Here is a 24,053-nt window from a genome sequence, read left to right on the forward strand (position 1 = left end):
TTCAGGCAGTATTTCCGGCAGTGGAACAAACTACTATGTTAATTAAAAACGATTATAAGCCGCGCATGCTGCCCCGTGAGGTAAAACAGGCTAAGCCTGTAACCACTAACGGGCGGATTGTATTGGTGTTAGGTGCTCTGGCTATAGCTTTTGCTATGCTAATCGGACGTGGTATCTACTTGCAGACTGAGAAACATGAATTTCTGAAAGAGCAGGGTGATCAGCGTTTTGTCCGTACTCTGCCGCTCACGGCTACCCGGGGCACAATTACTGATCGCAACGGAGCCGCACTGGCCATCAGTGCACCCGCAGACTCTTTATATGCTATGCCCTCTGCTATGGAGCAGATGCCGACAGATACTCAGATTCAACAGTTATCTGCATTAATTGATGTACCGGCGGCAACCATTAAAAGCCGCCTTAGCCGTAATAAAGACTTCATTTATCTGAAAAGACAATTGTCGCCGGAGGTTGCAGAAAAAGTTGCTGCGCTGAATATTAAAGGTCTTGCCTTTCAGCATGAAAGTAAACGCCATTATCCGATGGGACCGATTTTTTCCCATATTATCGGTTTTACCAATATTGATGGTAAAGGGCAGGAAGGACTGGAATTATCGCGTGAAGACAGTCTGCATGGTATTGATGGTGCTAAAGTTGTTTTGCGCGACAATAAAGGTAATATTGTTGATAGTCTGGATTCTCCGCGTAACCGTCTTCCTCAGAATGGTACGAATATGGTGCTGTCTCTGGATCAGCGGATTCAGTCAATTGCATATGAATCGTTAAATAAAGCAATGCAGTATCACACTGCATCAGCTGGTTCAGTTGTGGTTCTGGATGGTAAAACCGGAGAAATTCTTGCTCTGGTAAATTCACCGGGATATGACCCTAATAATCCGGGTGCCACCGATAGTGATGCACGCCGTAACCGTGCGGTAACTGATATGATTGAACCGGGTAGTGCGATGAAACCGTTTACCATTGCTAAAGGGCTGGATAGCGGAAAAATCAAACCAGGCAGCGGTTTTAATACTTTACCGTATAAAATCGGACCGGCGACAGTACGGGACACGCATAATTATCCTTATCTGGATGTGGGCGGCATTATTCAGAAATCATCTAATGTTGGTACAAGTAAAATTTCTGCAATGTTTACGCCCGAAGAAATGTACAACATGTATACTTCTGTCGGTTTCGGCCACCGGATGCATTCCGGTTTTCCGGGTGAAACACCGGGAGTAGTACGTGACTGGCATAACTGGCGGCCGATTGAGCAGGCTACTATGTCTTTTGGTTATGGTATACAGATGAGTCTGCTCCAGCTGGCACGGGCATATACTATCTTTACCAATGACGGTGCGCTACTGCCAGTGAGTTTTCTTAAGCTGAACAGTGCCCCGCAGGGTGAGCAGATTATCCAGCCAAAGACTGCAAAGGCAGTACGCCATATGATGATTGCTGTAACGCAGCCCGGTGGTACCGGTTTGCAGGGGGCAATTGACGGGTATGATGTAGCCGCTAAAACAGGTACTGCGCGAATGCTGGTAGACGGACACTATTCTGATTCCAAGCATATGGCTACATTTATCGGCTTTGCACCGGCAGACAATCCGCGAGTTATTGTAGCAGTCAATATTCAGAATCCTACTACTAATGGTTATTACGGGGGACCGGTTGCCGGTCCGGTATTCCATGATGTAATGGTTGGCACTCTGAATGTACTTGGTGTTTCTCCGAGCAGACCGGTAAAATCCGCGCCACATTCTGAAACGCATTAATCTGAAGACAATCTGTGTGTTTGCACAGATTGTCTGTCTGTTTGTACCCGATAAAAATGTTTGAATCGACAGTGTTATGTTTTCCCTGAAAAAAATTTTGCCTGAATATCATTTAAGTGCTGAAACAAGTCGGCTGATTGCTGGCCGTACACTGCGGGTGGATAGCAGAAAGGTACAGCCCGGAGATGTATTTGTAGCCTGTCAGGGTGAGTATAGTGACGGTCGTGATTTTATACAGGCTGCAATTGATAATGGTGCAGAATTTGTTTTCTGGGATGATGATGGTCAGTTTGTATGGCAGACCGGCTGGAAAGTAGCGAATGAGGCTGTAAAAGATTTACGTCAGCGTGCCGGACTGGTGGCTGCTGCCTGTTATGACTATCCGGGCAGAAAGCTGAGTGTCTGGGGAGTGACCGGAACTAATGGTAAAACGTCAGTGTCACAATGGCTGGCGCAGGCTTCAGATATTCTTGGCAAAAAATGTGCCATTATGGGTACGGTAGGGAATGGATACTGGCAACAGCTGCATGATACTGCCAATACTACTATGGATGCGGTATCTAATCAGACATGGTTACGTGATTTTGCTGAAAATAATGCTGCAGCCGTTGCCATGGAAGTGTCCAGTCATGGTCTGGATCAGAGCCGTGTCGTTGGTGTCCCTTTTACCAGTGCTGTTTTTACCAATCTGACCCGGGATCATCTGGATTATCATCATAGCATGCAAAGTTACGGTGATTGCAAGGCTTCATTGTTTTACTGGCAGGGGCTGAAACACGCCATTATTAATATTGATGATGAGTTCGGCTATCGGTTATGGCAGGATTTATGCCGTGATTGTCCGCAGTTAACTGTACTGGCTTATGGTTTTCATGCTGATGCAGATATTCATATTAGTCAATTTCAAGCTTCAGCAAGTGGTATGCAGGTGCATTTGCGTACGCCGTGGGGAAACGAAGTAGTACATACACGTTTACTGGGTCGGTTTAATGCTCAGAATCTGGCAGCCTGTATAGGTGTATTGTGTGCTAATGGTTTTACTTTTAATGAGGTAATTGCTGTCTGGCCGCAGATTAATCCTGCTACCGGACGTATGGATTGTTTGATGGGAAGTAATCAGCCGCTAGTGGTGGTTGATTATGCTCATACACCGGATGCACTGGAAAAAGCATTATCGACTTTGCAGGAAATTAAACCTGACGGAGCGCATTTGTGGTGTGTTTTTGGCTGTGGCGGAGACCGTGATGCAGGTAAAAGACCATTAATGGGAGCCGCAGCCGCTGCAGGAGCGGATTATGTTGTCGTAACCAGCGATAATCCGCGTACAGAAAATCCGCAGGCAATTATTAACGATATTTTGCCCGCTGTTGCTGAACCGGTGCTGGTAGAAGCAGACCGCAAAGCTGCGATTAATTATGCTGTAAATCATGCAGTAGTTGACGATATTGTTCTTATTGCAGGAAAAGGTCATGAAACCTATCAGGATATCGGTGGTCAGAAGCAGCATTTTTCAGACTTTGAAATAGCACGGTCAGCTTTGCAACAGCGAGTCTAAAGTTTTGTAATTGCTTAATAATATGTCAAATTTAGATCTTAATTTTATTTATCAGACTTTTGGACAAGTGTTACCTGATAATAATCAGCCGGTCACACGGGTAGTTATTGATAGTCGTCAGATTCAGCCGGGTGATGTATTTGTGGCCATTAAGGGTGAACGTTTTGATGGTCATGATTTTGTTGATGAAGTGCTCGCTCAGGGAGCTCAGTTGTGTATTGTCAGTCGCTCAGACTGGCAAAATAAGGCGAAATGTCTGGTAGTTGCAGACACAGGAAAAGCGTTGGGAGAGCTGGCACAGGCATGGCGAATGCAGGTTAATCCGGCATTGCAAGTGTTTGGTATTACCGGTTCAGCAGGTAAAACCACGGTAAAAGAAATGCTGGCTACAATTTTGCGGCATCATGCAGGTACTAGTGCGGTTCTGGCTACTGCCGGTAACTTTAATAATCATATTGGTTTACCGCTGACATTATTACAGTTAAAGCCGCAGCATCGCTATGCTGTGATTGAAATGGGTATGAATCATACCGGTGAACTGAGTTATTTAACCGGCCTGACCAAACCGGACTATGCTCTGGTTAATAACGCACTGCGTGCTCATATCGGCTGCGGCTTTTCAGATGTTGCTGATATTGCCCGCGCTAAAAGTGAAATTTATCAGGGGCTGAATGCAAATGGAACTGGTTTTGTTCCTACTGATGATGGTCAGTCAGATATTTATATTTCAGCTTTGCAAGGTAAGCAATGTGTCCGCTTTGGTTCAGAACAGGGTGATGTATATGCCAGCAATATTGTACTGCAGCCATTAAGTATCTGTTTTGATTTGTCCAGCCCGCAAGGGGTGGTTAATTTACAAATACCGGTTCCGGGATTGCATATGGTACATAATGCTGTGGCCGCCTGTGCACTTGCTCTGGGTGCCGGTTTGCCCTTAGCGGCATTACAGGGACTGAATTCATTTGAGAATGCTAAAGGCAGATTGCAACAAAAGCGCAGTGTGCATGGCGCTCTGGTAATTGATGACACTTATAATGCTAACCCAGATGCATTTAAGGCAGCTATCGATGTTTTGGCGGCTTTTCCTGCGCCACGAATTATTGTGATGGGTGCTATTGGTGAGCTGGGCAATAATGCTTCTGCTCTGCATGCAGAGGTAGGTGCTTATATACGGGCACGCGGTATTGATGCGGCATTTTTTATTGGTGACGAAGCGCGGTTTGCAGCAGAAGCTTATGGTGTACCAGATGCATTTTATACGGATCGAAACAAACTAATTGATGATTTACGTGCATGGGATCAGCAGACAGCTACCATTCTGGTAAAAGGTTCAAGGTTTATGCATATGGAAGATGTAGTACAAGCAATAACACAGAAATAAATTATTGCTAACTCTCGTCAAGTAGTGCTGAACGACTTAAAATAGCCGTTTTTATCCGGCTCAGGCTATCTGGATGATTATGCATCATTCATATAGCAATAAATTATTTAATAACGGTTATGGCTTTGGCTGTGACAAGGGAAAACAACCATGCTGTTGTGGTTAGCAGAAATTTTTCACTATTGGATAAATGGTTTCCATTTATTTCAATATACTACTTTTCGTGCCGTAATGGCGGCACTGACTTCCATGGGGCTGAGTCTGGCATTCGGTCCGTGGATGATTCGCAAATTAACTCAGCTCAAAGTAGGGCAGGCTGTTCGCGATGACGGACCAAAAACCCATCTGGTGAAAACCGGTACACCAACTATGGGCGGTACACTTATTTTACTGGCTATCACTGTTACAACATTATTATGGGCTAATCTGGCCAACATTTATATCTGGATACTTTTGCTGGTTATGCTGAGTACCGGAGCTCTGGGTTTTTATGATGACTGGAAAAAGGTAGTTTACAAAGATCCGCACGGGGTTTCAGCCAGATTTAAAATGATCTGGCAGTCTGTAGTGGCTCTGGTAGCCGGTCTGGTGCTGTTTTATGTGGCACACTTAAGCTCTACAAATACTTTTATTGTTCCTTTTTTCAAGGAAATTACTTACCCGCTGGGTGGCATTGGTTTTGTTATTCTGACGTATTTTGTCATTGTTGGTACTTCTAATGCAGTAAATCTGACTGACGGACTAGACGGGCTGGCTGCTTTTCCTATTGTGCTGGTTGCTGCCGGTCTGTCAATTTTTGCTTATGTCAGCGGTCATGCTGAATTTGCTCATTATCTGCAGCTGCCGCATGTCCCCGGTGCGAATGAAGTTATGATTTTCTGCGCTGCTATTTGTGGTTCTTGTCTAGGATTCCTGTGGTTTAATGCTTATCCGGCACAGGTATTTATGGGAGATGTCGGTGCACTGGCTTTAGGTGCAGCTTTGGGTACGATAGCTGTGATTGTGCGTCAGGAAATTGTGCTGGTAATTATGGGCGGCTTATTTGTTGTTGAGGCAATGTCTGTCATGCTGCAGGTAGGTTCATATAAATTACGGCGTAAACGTATTTTTCTGATGGCACCAATTCATCATCATTTTGAACAAAAAGGCTGGAAAGAAACTCAGGTTGTAGTACGTTTCTGGATTATTACCATGATTCTGGTACTGGTTGGTTTAGCTTCCCTGAAAATCCGTTAGTAGTCAGATAAGCAGGATCAGACGATATACATTTGGGTTAAATTTAGTGTAGGACTTAACCATGATTGACTGGCGTAATCAAAAGGTTTTAGTTGCAGGGCTGGGGCGTACCGGAATTTCAATGCTGGAGTTTTTAACTCAGGCAGGTGCTGATGTAGCTATTTATGATGCCCGGCCTGATGCAGAACAATTGCAGTCTTTAACTGAGCGTCATCAGGTTGCCGTATATACCGGAGAGCTAGCAACAGTGTTTGAACAGCACCAGTTTGATATTCTGGCTTTAAGCCCGGGAATCAGTCAGCGTCAGCCTGCTATTGTTGATTTTAAACGTGCCGGCGGTGTCGTACTGGGTGATGTGGCTATTCTGGCTGATTTACTTGAAAGCAGTAACAGTAAAATTATTGCAATTACCGGTTCAAACGGTAAAACCACTACTACCAGTCTGGTGGGTTTTTTATGTGCGCGATGCGGACTTGATACAGTGGTGGCAGGTAATATTGGTACCCCAGTACTGGAAGCCTATCTGGAGCGCGCAGGTAAAGCAGCAGATGTCTGGGTTCTGGAATTATCGAGTTTTCAGCTGGAGACTACTCCCTGCCTGAATGCGACTGCTGCCACAGTACTGAATGTATCAGAAGACCATCTGGATCGCTATGATGATTTTCTGGATTATGCGCATAGCAAAGACCGGATTTTTCGTGGCCAGGCCATACAAGTGTTAAATGCCGATGATGTTTTTTGTCGTGCTATGGTACGGAATAACCGGCCGGTGAAATGGTTTTCTTTACAGCATAATACTGATTTCTGGTTGAATAAAGATATGCTGTGTGCCGGTAATGAACCATTGCTGGCTTGTGATGCTCTGTCTTTACAGGGTACACATAATGCGGCCAATGTTTTGGCTGCATTTGCTTTATGTGAAGCCATTGGCTTGCCGCGTGCACAATTGCTTCAATATGTATCCACTTTCAAAGGCTTACCGCATCGTGTGGAAAAAGTAGCCGAAGTGAAAGGTGTGACATTTATTGATGATTCTAAAGGTACTAATGTTGGTGCTACCTGTGCTGCATTGCTCGGGCTGGATAAACCTATTGTGCTGATTGCTGGCGGACAGGGTAAAGGTCAGGATTTTACTCCGTTGCAGGCCGCATTACAGGATAAGGCACGTGCAGTTTTACTGATTGGTGTGGATGGTCATCAGCTCGGAGCAGTTCTCGGACAAGCCTCCTATCCGGTAGAGTACTATGACGATTTGCCGCATGCTACTGAACGTGCTTTTGAACTGGCTCATCCGGGAGATATTGTGCTGCTTAGTCCGGCTTGTGCCAGCTATGATATGTTTAAGGGTTATGCACATCGCAGTGAGGTATTTATTGCCAGCGTCCGTCAATTGCAGGGTAGCGCAGTATGATTACTGAATCACGTCTGCTGGATCGCAAGCTATTGCGACGAGGATATACTTTTGATCAGTCACTGTTATGGATGGTGGTATTGATGGCCAGTTTCAGCCTGATCATGGTTTACTCGGCCTCAATTGCATATGCAAAGCATGATGGTGGCAGTACTTATTTTTATCTGATTCGTCAGGCTATTTTTCTATTGTGCGGCGGCGTACTTGGTTGTGTGGCTGCACGTATTCCTTTGCGAACATGGAAAAAGCTGACACCACTGGTATTGCTGTTCAGTATCGTGTTGCTGATTCTGGTGCTGGTAATGGGAAGAGAAATTAACGGTGCCAAACGCTGGATTAATGTAGGAATGGTTAATATCCAGCCTACCGAAGTTTTTAAACTGGCGATAATTTTGTATTTATCCAGTTTTTTTACCAGACGTGCTGAAATCTTGAAAGAATTCAAAAAAGTCTGGTTTGCAGGTATTCCGGTAGGACTTGGTCTCGGGCTGATTATGCTGGAACCGGACTTTGGTTCATTTGTAGTGGTTTCTGTTATTGCGGTAGGCTTGCTTTTTCTGGCTGGTTTACCGTTTCGCTGGTTTATGGCCGTAGTAGGTTTTGGTTTGCTGGCCATGGTTATGCTGGTGCTGTTTGAGCCTTACCGTATGGCACGTGTAGCCGGCTTTCTTGATCCGTGGGCAGATCCTCTGGGTAAAGGTTATCAGCTTACGCATTCATTAATGGCAATCGGGCGCGGCGGCTGGTTTGGTGTCGGACTGGGAGCCAGTCTGGAAAAACGTTTTTATTTACCTGAGGCTCATACGGATTTCATTCTTGCGGTCATTGGAGAAGAATTCGGTTTTGCCGGTATTCTGGTATTAATGTTTTGTTATATCTGGCTGGTAGTCCGTGCTTTTTCCATTGGTAAACAGGCTCGCGATTTAGAATTATTTTATGGTTCTTTCGTCGCCAAGGGTATTGGTATCTGGCTGGGTATTCAGAGCTTTTTTAATATTGGTGTGAATATCGGCCTGTTACCCACTAAGGGGCTGACTCTGCCTTTACTGTCATATGGTGGTTCAGCTGTTATGATTATTTTAATCAGTGTGGGTTTGCTGTTGCGAGTGGATTATGAGAACCGGCGTGTGATGCGTGGATTCAAAGTATAAATAATCACAGAACTCTGATAGTTTTGACGGGAAAATAATGAGTGTAAAAACTTTCATGGTCATGGCCGGCGGAACAGGCGGTCATATTTTTCCTGCGCTTGCAGTTGCTCAGGCATTACAGGCACAGGGTCATCGTATTATCTGGCTGGGTAGTGACGGGGCGATGGAAAACCGTCTGGTTCCGCAGTACGACATACCACTGGAAACCCTGGCAATCAAAGGAATACGCGGTAACGGGCTAAAGCGTAAGCTAATGCTACCTTTTACCTTATTAAAAACCATTGCGGCAGCACGTCAGATTATTCGCAGGCATCAGGTAGATGCAGTCATCGGTTTTGGTGGTTTTGTTACTTTTCCGGGTGGTATAGCCGCAAAGCTATGCGGTTTACCATTAATTGTTCATGAACAGAATGCGATTGCAGGTTTATCTAATAAAGTGCTGGCTCATTTTGCCAATCAGGTAATGTATGCATTTCCACAAGTATTCGCAAATGAAAACGGACTGGTAGGTAATCCGGTACGTGCTGATATTGCTGCATTACCACCACCGCAACAGCGCTTTAACGGTAGAAATGGTGAGCTGAATATTCTGGTAGTTGGTGGAAGTCTGGGTGCTGATGTATTGAATCAGATTGTGCCGCAGGCTGTGGCTTTGTTACCGGCTGAACAGCGTCCGCGACTGCTGCATCAGTCCGGACGAAATAAACTGGAACAGTTACAGCAGAATTATGCTCAGTGCGCAGTAGAGGCGCAATGTGTTGAATTTATCACAGATATGGTATCAGCCTATCGTAACGCCGATTTGGTGATTTGCCGGGCAGGTGCACTGACAATTGCTGAATTAACCGCTGCCGGAGTCGGGGCAATTCTGGTGCCTTATCCGCATGCGGTAGATGACCATCAGACAGCTAATGCACAGTTTATGGTTAAAGATGGTGCGGCAATATTATTACCGCAGACGAATCTGAATACGCAGACATTAATGACTACGCTGGCCGATTTATCGCGCGAACGCTGTTTAGACATGGCGATTAAAGCACGTGCGCTGGCTCAGCCTGACAGTGCGGCTAAGGTTGCGGCAGCAGCGCTGGCGAGTATCCGTTAAATTTTGATTGAGCCGGATGAATTGTTCAGACACGAGCTATCAATCACAATTCAGACTGGCAGGAAAAGTTATAAAGTATGAAAGAAAACATGAAAGACCGTATCCGCCATATTCATTTTGTAGGGATTGGCGGAACCGGTATGTGCGGTATTGCAGAAGTTTTACATAATGAAGGTTATCAGATAAGTGGATCTGATTTGGCTGATAATGCCGCAACCCGGCATTTACGGGCAATCGGAGTGCATATTTGTTCTGGACACAGTGCTGAAAATATTACTGGTGCAGATGTAGTAGTGACATCAACAGCCGTTAAAAAAGATAATCCGGAAGTGGTAGCGGCGCAAGAACAAAAAATTCCGGTAATTCCGCGAGCCATGATGCTGGCTGAAATCATGCGCTTTGGTCGCGGTATTGCCATTGCCGGTACACATGGTAAAACCACAACAACCAGTTTAACTGCTTCTGTACTGGCAGCAGCGGGGCTGGATCCGACTTTTGTTATTGGTGGTCGGTTAACTGCAGCCGGAACCAATGCCAAGCTGGGTAAAGGTGAATATATTGTTGCTGAAGCAGATGAATCAGATGCTTCGTTTTTATATCTGACACCTTTATTTACGGTCGTTACCAATATTGATACCGATCATATGGATACATATGATCATGATGTAGAAAAACTACATCAGGCGTTTGTGGATTTTGTGCACCGCATGCCGTTTTACGGCAAAGCCTTTCTATGTATTGACAGTGAGCATGTGCGTCAGATTTTACCGTTGATTCAGAAACCTTTTGTTACCTATGGTCTGGATGAAAATGCTGATTTATATGCAACTAATATTGTTGCCGATGGTGCACAAATGCATTTTGATGTCCATACGCGTAAAAAAGGCATAAAACCATTTAGTGTGACGGTCAATATGCCAGGGCGGCATAATGTTCTGAATGCACTGGCTGTTATCGGGATTGCACTGGAAATTGGTGTCTCAGTACCGGCAATTCAACTTGGGCTGGAAAGTTTTGCAGGTGTGGGTCGCCGTTTTCAGCAGTACGGTGAGATTGCATTACCGAATGGTGGCGAAGCATTACTAATTGATGACTATGGTCATCATCCTGTTGAAATGTCTGCAACCATAGCTGCTGCACGAGGAGCCTACCCTCAGCGTCGTCTGGTCGTAGCATTCCAGCCACACCGCTATACACGTACACGGGACTTGTTTGAAGATTTTGTTCAGGTTTTGAGTAAAGCTGATGGCGTGGTTTTAACGGAAGTGTATTCTGCTGGTGAAGACCCGATTGTGGCGGCTGACAGTAAGGCATTAATGCGTGCGATCAGAGTGCTGGGTAAAGTTGAGCCGATTTATGTAGCAAACGTAGACGAAATGGCGCCCACGTTATTAAATGTCTTGCAAGATGGTGATGTTTTGCTCAATATGGGTGCCGGCAGTATTAACAAAGTACCTGCCATGCTTACCGGAATGTCTGCTGCAGTATAATGACAGCAGTTTAATTATTTTACATACTGTTCTTATTAAAAGAAAAACAGGATTAATGACAAACAATGAGTGATTTTGGTAAAGTTGCCGTACTGATGGGCGGTTTCTCCAGTGAGCGTAAGGTTTCACTGGCTAGTGGTGCATCAATTCTTACTGCATTGAAAAGCCGTGGTATAGATGCACATGCATTTGATCCGTCTGAGCGGCCATTGTCTGAACTGGTTAGTGCCGGCTTTGACCGGGCTTTTAATATTCTGCATGGCTCTTATGGAGAAGACGGAGTCGTACAGGGGGCATTGGAAGCATTTGATATTCCTTACACCGGTTGTGGTGTTGCGGCCAGTGCGCTGGGTATGGATAAATTCCGTAGTCGTCTAGTCTGGCAGGGAGTTGGTTTGCCTTGCGTACCATTTATTGTGCTGCATGATGATAGTAATTTTGCTGCAGTAGAAGAAGAGCTGGGTTTACCTTTATTTGTTAAACCTGCAGCAGAAGGCAGTAGTGTGGGTGTGGTGAAAATCAGGCAGGCTGGTGAGTTGGCACAAGTTTATCAGCAACTGAAACAGTACCATGGTGAAATTCTGGCTGAACGGGCCATCGAAGGTGGTGAATATACATGTGGTATTCTTGGTGAACAGGTATTGCCAAGTATTCGCATCGTACCGGCAACGGAGTTTTATGATTATGAAGCTAAATACCATCGCAATGATACCGAGTATTTGTGTCCGGCTGATCTGGCACCGGCAGATGAGCAGTATATGCGTGATTTGACAGCCCGTGCTTTTAAAGCATTGGGTGGTCGGGGCTGGGGGCGAGTAGATTTTCTGCGTGATGCGGACGGTACAATCTATATTCTGGAAGTTAATACTGTACCCGGTATGACCGGACACAGTCTGGTGCCTAAAGCTGCACGTGAAATTGGCTTGAGTTTTGAAGATTTGTGTGTTGAAATTTTAAGTCATGCGACTTTGGGATAATGCACAAGCCTTAAAACGGCTTTATCGGTGGTTATATGTATGTGTATTGTTCTGCCTGCTGGCAGCAGGCGGATCGTGGCTGGTGCATTCGCCATATTTTCCGGTCCGGCAAATTCAGGTAATACATCCGTTGAAGCATTTGCAGTCGGCTGAAATTGAACAAATCAGCAGACAATATTTGCAGGGTAATATTTTTACTGTGGATGTGAGTGCGGCACAATCTGCACTGGCTAAACTACCCTGGGTATATAAAGTACAGGTAAAACGAATCTGGCCGGATACGGTACAGTTAGACATTAGGGAGCGGGACCCTGTTGCACGCTGGAATGACCAGCAGCTGGTGGATACTGACGGACAGATATTTAATGCAGTAATTCATGAGCAGCTGCCGGTATTTGTTGGAAGCAGCGGTTCTGCTCGCTACATGACCGTACATTTGTTAACATTCGAAAATTTGTTGCAATCAACAGGTCTGCATATTCAGCAGTTGCAGTTAAGTAATCGTTCTGCCTGGCAGCTGACCTTAAGCAACGGAATTACCCTGAAACTGGGGCGGGAAAAGGTAGAACAGCGTTTGGCTCATTTTGTCTGGGCATGGCCACAGGTTTTACAGAAACAGGCCAGTAATATCGATTATGTAGATTTGCGTTATCCGGATGGTTTTGCGTTACGGTACAAAAATAAGGCTAATTCAGCTGCAAGTACCAGAGCAGTAAATGCATCTGAAGTGGCGGATCAGTATGAAGCAAATCTGGATTGATCCGGACAGACCGATTGATTATTTGATTTTAAAGTGATGACCATGGTTAAAGGTAAAAAATACATCAGTGCACTGGATATCGGCACTTCAAAAGTAATCGCTCTTATTGGTGAGGTTCAGGAAGATAATGAAATCCACATTGTTGGTTTAGGGCAGGCTCCGTCGCGCGGTTTGAAAGCAGGTATGGTGACCAACATTGAAACCACTGCACAAGCAATCAAGCAGGCCATGGAAGAAGCGCAGATGATGGCTGATGTACAGGTAGACTGTGTAACAACTGGTATTGCAGGTAATCATATTCGCAGTTTCAATTCACAGGGTGTGGTTAAAATCAAGGACGGAGAAGTCAGTCAGGCTGATATTGACCGTGCAATTGAAACGGCAAAAGCTGTCAATATTCCGCCGGATCACGATATTTTACATACAGTGGTACAGGAATTTATTATTGATAATCAGCCGGGTGTGCGTGAACCCATTGGCATGAGCGGGGTTCGTCTGGACACGCGCATACATATTATTACCGGTGCTGTAACAGCGATGCAGAATATCCAGAAGTGTGTCAATCGCTGTGGTTTGCAAATCAATAAAATGATATTACAGCCACTGGCCAGTGGTCAGGCAGTACTGACTGAAGATGAAAAAGATCTGGGTGTCTGTGTTATTGATATCGGCGGCGGCACGACAGATATTGCCGTATATACTAACGGAGCTATCAGGCATACAGCCGTTATTCCGGTGGCAGGGGATTTGATTACCAAAGATCTGGCACAAGCGTTGCGTACACCCCACAGTGCAGCTGAATACATCAAAATCAATCATGGAGTGGCACTGGCAACCATGGATGGTCTTGATGATATGATTGAGGTGCCCAGTGTGGGTGACCGTAATCCGCGCCAGATTTCGCGTCGGACACTTGCAAGTGTAATTGGTCCGCGCGTGGAAGAGATTCTGGAACTGACACTAAATGAATTGCGCCGTTCCGGTTTTCCTGAGGATGTGCTGACTTCAGGCATAGTTCTTACCGGCGGAGCATCATTATTACCTGGAATGGTCGAGCTGGCAGAGGATGTATTTAATCTACCAGCCCGAATTGGTGTGCCGCAGGAAATGGGTGGTGTCTCAGAACGGATTCGCAATCCACGTTATGCTACTGCTATTGGTCTGTTACAGTCTGCCTGTGAAGAAGAAAACAAAACAGACATGCCTGTGGCAGCAGCTTCTGAACCGAAAGATTCATGGCTTAAAAAATTACAGACTTGGTTTAAGAACAATTTTTAACTAAACTCAAACATTAAATGACAGAACTTTTGCGCATTGTATATAACTGTCTATATAATGATAGCTATACAAGGGCAGATGACGTTTATGCATAGGTTTTGTCAGGAGACATAAATGCAATTGGTATATGATGTTGTGGAGACGGTAGTCGGTGCTGCAGTTATCAAAGTCATTGGTATCGGCGGTGGTGGCTGTAATGCTATTAACAATATGGTGGAAAATGCGGTAGCCGGTATTGAGTTTATCAGTGCCAATACTGATGCACAGTCTTTACAAAACAGTAAAGCATCTAAACGCATTCAGCTGGGCAATAATCTCACCCGTGGTCTCGGCGCAGGAGCCGATCCGGAAATTGGCCGTAACGCCGCAATGGAAGACCGCGAAGCATTATCTGATGCTATTCGCGGAGCGAATATGCTGTTTATCACCACTGGTATGGGGGGGGGTACAGGTACAGGTGCGGCTCCGGTAGTTGCAGAACTAGCAAAAGAGATGGGTATTCTGACTGTTGCTGTTGTTACCCGTCCGTTTGAATATGAAGGTAAACGTATTCACGTTGCTAATAACGGGATTGAGATTCTTAAAAATACCGTTGATTCACTCATTGTGATTCCAAATGACAAATTAATGTCAGCACTGGGTGAAGATGTAAGTATGCGTGAGGCTTTTCGTGCGGCAGACAATGTATTGCGTAATGCAGTAGCCGGAATTGCTGAAGTCATTACTAATCCGGGTATCATTAATCTGGATTTTGCCGATGTGAAAAATGTCATGAGTATTATGGGTATGGCCATGATGGGGTCAGGCAGTGCACATGGTGTTGACCGTGCCCGTATTGCTACAGAACAGGCTATTGCTAGCCCGCTTCTGGACGACGTGACTCTGGATGGCGCACAGGGTGTGCTGGTTAATATTACTACCGCACCAGGCTGCCTGAAAATGTCTGAATACAAAGAAATTATGTGCATGATTGATGAATATGCACATGATGATGCCGCCCTGAAATACGGTACTTCTGAAGATGACAGTATGGAAGAAGGCGAAATCCGCGTAACCATTATTGCTACCGGATTGCAGGAACAGAAAGTTTTACATCACCAGCAACCGAGCAGTTTGCGTGTTTTGCAAACCGTACAAGCCACTGGTACTGAAGATGCCTATCCGGATATCGGAAGTGTGGTACGTTCAGGACGCAGTGCACGCGGGATGAATCTGGCTGCTGCTGATTTCTCAAATCAGTCTGTGCTGGATGACTTCGAAATTCCGGCAGTCATTCGCCGACAAGCTGATTAATTGATTAAAGTTATTAAAGCTGTCCGGGCTGAGCTCCGGACAGCTTTTTTATTTTTAAAATCAATATATAATTTAAATACGATATATTGCCGGCATAAGAAAATTTTTAAAAAATTAGATAAAAAAGTTTATTCTTTAGAAAAAATTGCAATTTCTGCAAAGTTTGTGTTGTATTAAAACCAACAATATTTAGCTGAAATGATAATGGTTTTTATAACATGAATTTCTGTTCTGTTATTTCATCAAACCAGAAGCAGTAGTTTTGGGTATAAAAGCAAAATCCTTTACAATAGGTAGCTTAGATAATCTGTTCCACAGAAGAATTTAATTAAGTCAGAATAAGTATGAGTGAATCTATTCAACAATCAGACCGCAGTGATGATCATCTGTTACTTGGTCAGTATGCAGAACGTGCTTACCTTGCCTATGCCATGAGTGTGGTAAAAGGGCGGGCATTACCGGATGTGGCTGACGGGCAGAAGCCGGTTCAGCGACGCATTCTGTATGCTATGAAAGATATGGGGCTGGCTCATGGTGCCAAACCGGTAAAATCTGCCCGCGTGGTTGGTGAGATACTAGGTAAATATCATCCGCATGGTGATTCATCAGCTTATGATGCTATGGTTCGGATGGCACAGGATTTTACCTTGCGTTACCCTCTGATTAACGGTATTGGCAATTTTGGTTCACGTGATGGTGACAGCGCAGCAGCTATGCGCTATACCGAAGCACGCTTAGCACCAATTGCTGAATTGCTGTTATCGGAAATCGATATGGGTACTGTGGATTTTGTGCCCAATTATGATGCCAGTTCTGCTGAACCCTCTGTATTACCGGCACGCCTGCCAATGATATTGCTTAATGGCGCCTCAGGTATTGCAGTAGGTCTGGCAACTGAAATTCCTTCACATAATTTACGCGAAGTCAGTGCAGCTGTTGTGGCTCTGTTGAAAAAACCTGAGCTGGATTCAGCAGCCTTAATGCAGTATTTACCCGGTCCTGATTTTGCCGGTGGTGGTCAGATTATTACTGCACCAGAGGATATTCAGGCAATTTATGCACAGGGTAAAGGCAGTATACGTGTACGCGCACGTTATGAAATTGAAAAACTGGCACGCGGACACTGGCGGGCTATTGTCACAGAATTACCTCCCGGTACTTCTGCGCAAAAAATTCTGGCTGAGATAGAAGAACAGACTAATCCCAAACCGAAAGCTGGTAAAAAAAATCTGACTCAGGAACAGCAGAATACGCGCACATTAATGCTATCACTGCTTGAGCGGGTGCGTGATGAATCAGATAGTCAGGCACCGGTGCGTCTGGTGTTTGAACCGAAATCCAGTCGTCTTCAACCTGAAGAATTTATGAATACTTTGCTGGCACAAACCAGTCTGGAAGGGAATGTGCCGGTCAATCTGGTTATGATGGGGCGGGATAATAAACCGGCACAAAAGAATTTATATCAGATTTTGCGTGAATGGCTGGATTTTCGGATACTTACTGTAACCCGGCGTTTGCAATACCGCCTGGCACAGGTGGAAAAACGTATTCATATTTTACATGGGCGGCAAACGGCATTTCTTCATATTGATGAGGTCATCAGGGTTATCCGTGAATCAGATGAACCCAAAAATGAATTGATGTCTGCATTCGGTTTAAGTGAGATACAGGCGGATGATATTCTGGAAATCCGTTTACGCCAGCTGGCCAGACTGGAATGGATTAAACTGGAAACAGAACTGAATAAACTACAGCAGGAACATGATCAGTTAACAACCCTTCTGGAAGATGATAAAGCTAAAAAACGACTAATTATCAAAGAAATTGAGTCTGATACCAAAATCTATGGAGATGACCGGCGTACACTGATACAGCCGGCAGAGCGGGCTACGCTTACCCGAACGACTGCAGATGAACCAGTTACACTGGTATTGTCACAGAAGGGCTGGCTGAAAACGCGTGTCGGACACAATCTGGATTTAAGCCAGACTACTTTCAAGGAAGGTGACGGTCTGCTTCAGGCAGTAGAGGGACGTACAGTCTGGCCGGTAATTTTACTTGATTCGCGCGGGCGAGCTTATAGTGTGGATGCTGCCAGTATTCCGGGTGGACGTGGTGATGGTGTACCTGCAGGTTCATTGGTTGATTTAGATAAAGGTGCCAGAATTGTAGCTATGCTCAGTGCCTTGCCGCAACAGCATTATGTACTGAGTAACAGTGGCGGATATGGTTTTGTGGTTGCATTTAAAGATATGGTCAGCCGTACTAAAAACGGTAAAGTTGTTATGACGGTTAATAGTGATGAGGCATTGCTGCCGCCGCTTCCTGTACCGTCTGCCTGCCTGTCTGTAAACGGGCAGACTCAACTTATTGCCATCTCCAGTGCCAATCGTCTGCTGGCCTTTCCATTACATGAATTGAAAGTGATGGCTAAAGGCCGTGGTCTGCAAATTATGAGTTTACCGGCTAATGAGAAACTGCTTTATCTTACTCTGACAAATAAATCGGAATTTAAACTGGAGACTCAGGGAAAACGTGGCGGACGCTATCAGGAAACCTTACGCGTTCAGGATATTCTTAATAAACGCGGACATAAAGGTAAGGAATTAAGCGTTTCGGGTGATATCGTTGCCGTCTATGGTGATCTGGATAACGGAAACTAAGCCGGTATGAAAACGTATATAAATGGCTGGCCGCAATATCTGGACAGGCTTTCAGCTTTGCTGAATATTGCGCGTATAAGTCTGCTGTTTTCAATTATGACGTTTTATTTGCTGACCCGCAGCATGGATGAGCCCGGTCTGGCTGTACCTATATTCAATAAAATTGAACTGTATAGCTGGGCAGCACTCTACGGTATTCTGATTGTCTTTTCCATGCTGGTACCACGCTGGCAGAATCAGCCGGATGCACTACCAAATGTTAATTCTGCTGTAGACATTACCATGATAGCCTGGCTGATGAATATGGGTGGAGGAGTGGATAGCGGTTTTGGTATTTTACTCCTGCCATTTGTCGGTTCGGCCTGTTTGTTCAGCCGTGGCCGGTATCCGATGATTTATGCCGGTTATGTAACTTTACTGATTGTCATCATTACCTGGACGCAGCTAAGCCGTAATGGTTTTGCTAATCACAGTATGCGGATATGCATTATTGCCATCATGCTGATTGCCGCTGTCTTTCTTGTGGCCGGTCTGACTGCCTATGCCGCTACTTTACTGGCGCGTTCACAAAGTTTGCAAGATCAGCAGTCAAAAATGCTGGACAGTTACCGGAATTTGCTCGACCGTGCTTTTAATTATGTACAGGAAGGGGTAGTTGTACTGGATGAAAGCGGTCTGGTGTGGCTGATTAACCGGAAGGCGCAGAATTATTTCCCGATGCTGCTGGTTGATAAACAAACTGCTTTATTTCGTCAGGTTATGCATTACTGGCATACTGAACAGAAAAATATTTTCGAAATAAACTGTACACTGAATAATTGGCCGATGAGGGTGCATGCACGCTTGTTACAGGAAGCAAATACACCTTTACTGATGTTATCAATGCGTTCGCGTACTGAAATTGATAAGGAGGCTATGGCCATTAAACTGGCCTCATTAGGCCAGTTAACGGCTAATCTGGCTCATGAAATTCGCAATCCGATGTCTGCAATAAGACAGGCCAATGAATTGTTACAGGAAGAAAAATATGATTCGACACGACTGCGGCTGTTTAATATTATAGAAAATAATATCAGTCGTATTGATAAAATGCTTGAAGATATCAGTATGCTGAACAAGCGGGATAAAAAAAATAAGCAGGCAATTGATTTGCGGGTATTCTGGACTGCCTTTTTGCAGGAATTTATACTGATCAGGCAGCAGGCCGTAAATTGTATTGAACTACAAGCCGATAAAGGAGATTTAATCGTCTGGTGTGATTCGGTACATTTGCAGCAGATTATATGGAATCTGATGAATAATGCATGGCGTCATAGTTTGCAGAATAAAAATGCTATTCGTGTTATTTTTTGCATAGAAGAGCAAAATGAAATTTCCATTACTGTAATTGATAATGGGGCTGGTGTCAGTGCGGAAAATCAGTTGCAATTGTTTGAACCATTTTTTACGACTGAACCCAGTGGCACTGGTCTTGGATTGTATGTGGCGCGCGAGCTGGCTCAGGCTAATCATGGTCAGTTAATTTATCGCCCTGAAGTTAATGGATTTGAATTAACCTTGCCAAGGATGGTTGATGAATAATAATAATCAGATGGACTTAGAAAAGCCGGTACTGATAATAGATGATGAAGCCGATATTCGTGATTTAATGGAGTTAACCCTGATTAAAATGGGTTTGTCCGTAAAAACTGCCGCTGGCGTAGCTGAGGCAAAAAAGGCTTTACGTACGCATGCTTTCTCCCTGGTGCTAACGGATATGCGTATGCCGGATGGCTCCGGGCTGGAGATTGTTGATTATATCACTGCTCATAATCTGGATATTCCGATTGCAGTTATTACCGCTTACGGAAATGCAGCGCAGGCTGTACAGGCACTGAAAAATGGTGCTTTCGATTACTTACAAAAACCCATTACTCTGGCACAGCTGCGTACTCTGGTTAAATCTGTTATTACAATCAATAATACTGCCGAAACCGAAATAGATAATAAAATGGTAACCGCATTTAAACAGTCTGAAAATAAACAAAAAAATGAAGATGCTTCCGCAACGGTTAACGAACAGCAGGTACGTGAACGTTTACTGGGTAATTCTCCGTTAATAACAGAAGTACGTCAGTTGATCAGCAAGCTGGCTAAAAGTAACGTGCCGGTATACATCGCCGGAGAATCAGGCAGTGGTAAAGAGCAGGCAGCGCGCAGTATTCATGAACAGTCAGAACGCAGAGACAAGGCATTTGTTGCTGTAAATTGTGGTGCCATACCTGAAGCATTGATGGAAAGTGAGTTTTTTGGTTATAAAAAAGGCAGTTTTACCGGAGCAGAATCAGACAGGGCCGGTTTTTTCCAGCATGCGGACGGTGGAACATTATTTCTGGATGAGGTAGCTGATTTACCACTATCGATGCAGGTTAAATTATTGCGGGCCATTCAGGAACGTGCTGTACGCCGGATTGGCGAAATGGAAGAAAAGCAGGTTGATGTCCGTATTATCTGTGCAACTCATAAAGATTTAAATGCTCTGGTTGAATCAGGTCAGTTTCGTCAGGACTTGTTTTATCGTTTGAATGTTGTATCTATTATCATGCCGCCATTACGTGAATTACGTGATGATTTACCGCAGTTAATTCGGGTTTTACTGCAACGAATTTTGCATGATGAAACCATGACATTAACACCGGAAGCAAAAAAAGCACTGTTGCAATACAGTTATCCCGGTAATTTCCGTGAATTGGAGAATATTCTGGAACGTGCTATTGCACTGTCGAAAAATCATATTATTGATATAGATGATTTACAGATTCATAGCTATCAGCTGGATAATCCGCGTACTGAATCTGCAGAGAATGCAGGCAGTAATCTATCCGCAGATAGTAATGAGGAAATTAAGGATTACCAGTTCGGAAAAACTCAGATACAGGATTATCTGGATGAAATAGAGAGAAAAATCCTGGAACAGGCTTTGGCGCAAACCCGATATAACCGAACACAGGCCGCCAAGTTACTGGGTATCAGTTTTCGTTCTATGCGTTACCGGATGGAACGGTTAGGGATTGTCTGATGGTAAAGCCTCTGATTTTAACCGGTCAGATAGCAGATAAAACTGATCTGATCACTCCTTTACAGAAATTGCTGGCCAGTAAAAAACTCTGTTATCAGCAACAACCACCCGAACAGGGATTATATCTGATATACGAAAATGACAGTCTTGCTTTAGCTAAAGCCGGGCAAAAAGGGGTCGTGCGGGTTGATTTTGTAGAAGGTACTGCACGACACCGGCGGCTTTTTGGCGGGGGAGAATTACTGGCACGTGCTATTCAGGCCAAAAACCGGCCGCTTGTCTGGGATGCTACCGGAGGTTTAGGTCGGGACGCTTTTGTAATAGCATCATTGGGACTGGAAGTTGTGGTATTTGAACAGAATCCTTATGTATATGTTTTATTTGCGGATGGGCTGAAACGTGCGATGGTTGATGAACAGACTGCGCATATAGCAAAGCAGATTCATCTGCATTATGGCAGTATTACTTTACCGGACGCGGAACAAAAGCAGATACCATTGCCTGATGTGGTCTATCTGGATCCGATGTATCCGCAAAAGCAAAAAGCAGCGGCAGTAAAAAAAGAAATGGCTTATTTTCATGAATTACTGGGTAATGCAGATATAGATAATGATCAGGCTTTATTACTCGCAGCACAGAAATTAGCCCGAAAACGGGTCGTGGTAAAAAGACCGGCTAATGGGGCAGTTTTAGCAGGAAAGACACCGGCATTTCAGTATTTTGGTAAAACGACGCGATTTGACGGGTATATGCCTTTGTAGCTTTAAAAAGAAGTCAATTTTGTGAATCTGAATTATTTTATTTAAATTTAATACAGGGGAGAATAACAAATGGCTAGAAAAATCTGGGCATATGCTAAAGATAAAAATCAATGTTTTATTTGCGAAAATCAATCTTTGCAACCAAAAATTTTTTATATCTGGGATGTTCTGAGATTAAAAGAACAAAATTTTAAAAAATATCTGGAATTAACGTTTTACTCAACGGAATATGATGAAATTAATCGTCTGGAGTTAATTCCAACTGAACATGGCTTTTTTCGGTATAAATCCGACGAAATTGATGAAAACAATAAAGAGTCTATTTATCATTCTGCAGCGACAGTGATATTACTGGAAATGCCTGTAATTAAATTTACTATTGATAAAAATAAATATATTTTAAATTTTTCAAAATTTTTAGTTGAGCCGTGTCTTCGATTTAAGCATTTTGATCAAGATGAGGAAAAATATTATCCTGACCTTGTTGGCTATTTTTCTTCTGAGTGTGAATTACAGGAAAAATGGAAAGGATGTCTGGCTATAGAGGTTGTTTATACTAATGCTTGTTATTCTAAAAAAATACACTCTTTTGAAAAGAATCATATACCGATCATTGAAGTGAGTATATCAAAAAAATTAAAACTAGAGACAGAGTTTGGCGGTGAAATAAAATTTACAGTTGCAGATGTTGAAAATTATTATTTCTCACTAAAGAAGATTTTTGAGAAAAACGTATATGGCAAAATACGTTCAGATCCGGTGAATCATAAATTTTATACGGATAAGATTATTTCTCTTGAAGACGCATATAAGCGTGAATTAGAAAATAAGCAGCTATTAAATGATAATGAACAAGCAAATTTAAAAAGAGAGCTTAATTATATAAATCTAAAGTATGAAGAAATGAAATCTGAAGTATCACATTTACACAATTTACTTGAACAAATGAAACAACAGGAATGGCACTTAAATAACCGGTTAAATAATTATGCAGTAATGGGATTTTGGCAGAAACTAAAATTTTTATTTAATATTTCTGCAGATTAAATAATAAAGCTGCTTAGAAATTAAGGCAGCTTTATTATTTCCTGGCAGATATTTAATCATTTTGATTTATTCAGAAGGTATAACCTGTCTGAACTTCTTCTGAGCCAATTAATTCAGTAATTAATTGCAGTAGCGGGCGCAATTCACCATAACGGCGGCTGGTTTTGCGTAAATATTTCAGGAAGCGATGAATTTCACCGCGATATTTATCTTTACCATCGCGGTAATATAAGCGGGCAAAGATACCGGCAACTTTCAGATGGCGCTGTACACCCATCCATTCAAAATCACGGTAAAACTGATCAAAATCGGTACGTACCGGTAATCCGGCAGCTCTTGCTTTTTCCCAGTAACGAATGACAATATCAAGTATAAATTCTTCGTCCCATTCGATAAATGCATCACGTAATAGTGATACTAAATCATAAGTAATCGGACCATACAATGCATCCTGAAAATCAAGAATACCAGGACGGTCACGGGTGAGCATGATGTTTCGAACAATAAAATCACGATGTACATAGACCAGTGGCTGTGACAATATTACCGGTAATATATTGTTAACTGTCTGCTGCCATAACTGTTGCTGTTTCTCAGTTAATGATAAACCAAGTTCTTTCTGAACATACCATTCAGGAAAAAGTTGCATTTCCCTTTTTAGTACGGCTTCATCATATAATGGTAGTTGCTCCGGCTGGCTTGAAAGTTGTAGTTTGATGAGTTCATCAATGGCTTCCAGCAGCAATACTTTGTGTACTTCAGTACGTTTATCTTGTTGCAGTGCGGCCAGATAAGGGGTATTACCAAAATCTTCCAGAGCCATAAATCCTTGCTGTGTATCCAGATGATAGATTTCGGGAACATTAAGAGCCTGAAAAAGCTTTTGTACCTTAATATATGGCAGGATACTCATTTTATCCGGTGGGGCGTCCATACAGATTACTGTACGGTCGTCAGTAAAAGTAGCGCGGAAATAGCGTCGGAAATCAGCATCAGCAGCTGCAAAGCTAAGAACAAATTCCTGTTGCGGATAGCAGGTATGAAACCATTTTTTTAATTCAGATTCTCGTTGCATGACATTTTTCAGGTTAAAATAAACACTATTTTAA

Annotated in this window: 18 protein-coding genes; 17 read left to right on the forward strand and 1 reads right to left on the reverse strand. The window is 43.6% G+C overall.

Annotation, left to right across the window (positions count from 1 at the left end; genetic code table 11):
* Positions 1-35: 35 nt before the first annotated feature.
* The 17 genes from H3T75_RS01435 (at position 36) to H3T75_RS01515 (ending at position 22,944) form a co-directional block, all read left to right on the forward strand.
* The gene (locus tag H3T75_RS01435; RefSeq protein ID WP_084552074.1) at positions 36-1,778 is read left to right on the forward strand and encodes a penicillin-binding protein 2; all 1,743 of its coding nucleotides are present in this window, start codon (positions 36-38) and stop codon (positions 1,776-1,778) included.
* Positions 1,779-1,854: 76 nt separating this feature from the next.
* The gene (locus H3T75_RS01440) at positions 1,855-3,333 is read left to right on the forward strand and encodes a UDP-N-acetylmuramoyl-L-alanyl-D-glutamate--2,6-diaminopimelate ligase (protein WP_198210828.1); all 1,479 of its coding nucleotides are present in this window, start codon (positions 1,855-1,857) and stop codon (positions 3,331-3,333) included.
* A gap of 22 nt (positions 3,334-3,355) precedes the next feature.
* The gene (gene murF, locus H3T75_RS01445; protein WP_198210829.1) at positions 3,356-4,714 is read left to right on the forward strand and encodes a UDP-N-acetylmuramoyl-tripeptide--D-alanyl-D-alanine ligase; all 1,359 of its coding nucleotides are present in this window, start codon (positions 3,356-3,358) and stop codon (positions 4,712-4,714) included.
* 150 nt (positions 4,715-4,864) lie between these two features.
* On the forward strand, positions 4,865-5,950 hold the full coding sequence (mraY, locus tag H3T75_RS01450; protein ID WP_025331240.1) for a phospho-N-acetylmuramoyl-pentapeptide-transferase: 1,086 nt from the start codon (positions 4,865-4,867) through the stop codon (positions 5,948-5,950).
* 64 nt (positions 5,951-6,014) lie between these two features.
* Positions 6,015-7,361 carry a UDP-N-acetylmuramoyl-L-alanine--D-glutamate ligase gene (gene murD, locus H3T75_RS01455; protein WP_198211256.1) on the forward strand — a complete coding sequence of 449 codons (1,347 nt, stop codon included), beginning with the start codon at positions 6,015-6,017 and terminating at the stop codon, positions 7,359-7,361.
* Positions 7,358-8,512, forward strand: coding sequence for a putative lipid II flippase FtsW (ftsW, locus tag H3T75_RS01460; RefSeq protein ID WP_078475695.1), 1,155 nt, complete (start codon positions 7,358-7,360; stop codon positions 8,510-8,512). Before murD ends, ftsW begins: the two co-directional genes overlap by 4 nt.
* A gap of 37 nt (positions 8,513-8,549) precedes the next feature.
* Positions 8,550-9,617 carry an undecaprenyldiphospho-muramoylpentapeptide beta-N-acetylglucosaminyltransferase gene (murG, locus tag H3T75_RS01465; protein ID WP_078475694.1) on the forward strand — a complete coding sequence of 356 codons (1,068 nt, stop codon included), beginning with the start codon at positions 8,550-8,552 and terminating at the stop codon, positions 9,615-9,617.
* A 77-nt stretch (positions 9,618-9,694) separates the two neighbouring features.
* The gene (gene murC, locus H3T75_RS01470; protein ID WP_232336187.1) at positions 9,695-11,107 is read left to right on the forward strand and encodes a UDP-N-acetylmuramate--L-alanine ligase; all 1,413 of its coding nucleotides are present in this window, start codon (positions 9,695-9,697) and stop codon (positions 11,105-11,107) included.
* A 65-nt stretch (positions 11,108-11,172) separates the two neighbouring features.
* Positions 11,173-12,084 (forward strand): D-alanine--D-alanine ligase, encoded by a 912-nt coding sequence (locus H3T75_RS01475; RefSeq protein WP_174830545.1) that lies wholly within the window; start codon positions 11,173-11,175, stop codon positions 12,082-12,084.
* Positions 12,068-12,844, forward strand: coding sequence for a cell division protein FtsQ/DivIB (locus H3T75_RS01480; protein ID WP_174830544.1), 777 nt, complete (start codon positions 12,068-12,070; stop codon positions 12,842-12,844). The genes H3T75_RS01475 and H3T75_RS01480 overlap by 17 nt, the downstream gene beginning before the upstream one ends.
* Before the next feature lie 42 nt (positions 12,845-12,886).
* Positions 12,887-14,122: a cell division protein FtsA gene (ftsA, locus tag H3T75_RS01485; protein WP_025331233.1), complete on the forward strand. Its 1,236-nt coding sequence runs from the start codon at positions 12,887-12,889 to the stop codon at positions 14,120-14,122.
* Between the two features lie 114 nt (positions 14,123-14,236).
* On the forward strand, positions 14,237-15,415 hold the full coding sequence (gene ftsZ / locus H3T75_RS01490; RefSeq protein WP_084552070.1) for a cell division protein FtsZ: 1,179 nt from the start codon (positions 14,237-14,239) through the stop codon (positions 15,413-15,415).
* A 344-nt stretch (positions 15,416-15,759) separates the two neighbouring features.
* A complete protein-coding gene (parC, locus tag H3T75_RS01495; protein WP_198210830.1) occupies positions 15,760-18,078 on the forward strand; it encodes a DNA topoisomerase IV subunit A in 2,319 nt (772 codons plus the stop codon).
* A gap of 6 nt (positions 18,079-18,084) precedes the next feature.
* The gene (locus H3T75_RS01500; RefSeq protein ID WP_025331230.1) at positions 18,085-19,659 is read left to right on the forward strand and encodes a nitrogen regulation protein NR(II); all 1,575 of its coding nucleotides are present in this window, start codon (positions 18,085-18,087) and stop codon (positions 19,657-19,659) included.
* On the forward strand, positions 19,652-21,136 hold the full coding sequence (locus H3T75_RS01505) for a sigma-54 dependent transcriptional regulator (RefSeq protein ID WP_174830542.1): 1,485 nt from the start codon (positions 19,652-19,654) through the stop codon (positions 21,134-21,136). Before H3T75_RS01500 ends, H3T75_RS01505 begins: the two co-directional genes overlap by 8 nt.
* Complete coding sequence (locus H3T75_RS01510; RefSeq protein WP_198210831.1) at positions 21,136-21,897, forward strand: class I SAM-dependent methyltransferase; 762 nt, start codon at positions 21,136-21,138, stop codon at positions 21,895-21,897. The genes H3T75_RS01505 and H3T75_RS01510 overlap by 1 nt, the downstream gene beginning before the upstream one ends.
* Before the next feature lie 69 nt (positions 21,898-21,966).
* Positions 21,967-22,944, forward strand: coding sequence for a hypothetical protein (locus tag H3T75_RS01515; RefSeq protein ID WP_174830540.1), 978 nt, complete (start codon positions 21,967-21,969; stop codon positions 22,942-22,944).
* A gap of 70 nt (positions 22,945-23,014) precedes the next feature.
* Here H3T75_RS01515 and amgK read toward each other — a convergent pair whose 3' ends face one another.
* Positions 23,015-24,019: an N-acetylmuramate/N-acetylglucosamine kinase AmgK gene (gene amgK, locus H3T75_RS01520; RefSeq protein WP_084565505.1), complete on the reverse strand. Its 1,005-nt coding sequence runs from the start codon at positions 24,017-24,019 to the stop codon at positions 23,015-23,017.
* Positions 24,020-24,053 lie beyond the last annotated feature (34 nt).

The organism is Snodgrassella sp. W8135, assembly GCF_016101225.1.
GTDB classification, from domain to species: Bacteria; Pseudomonadota; Gammaproteobacteria; order Burkholderiales; family Neisseriaceae; genus Snodgrassella; species Snodgrassella alvi.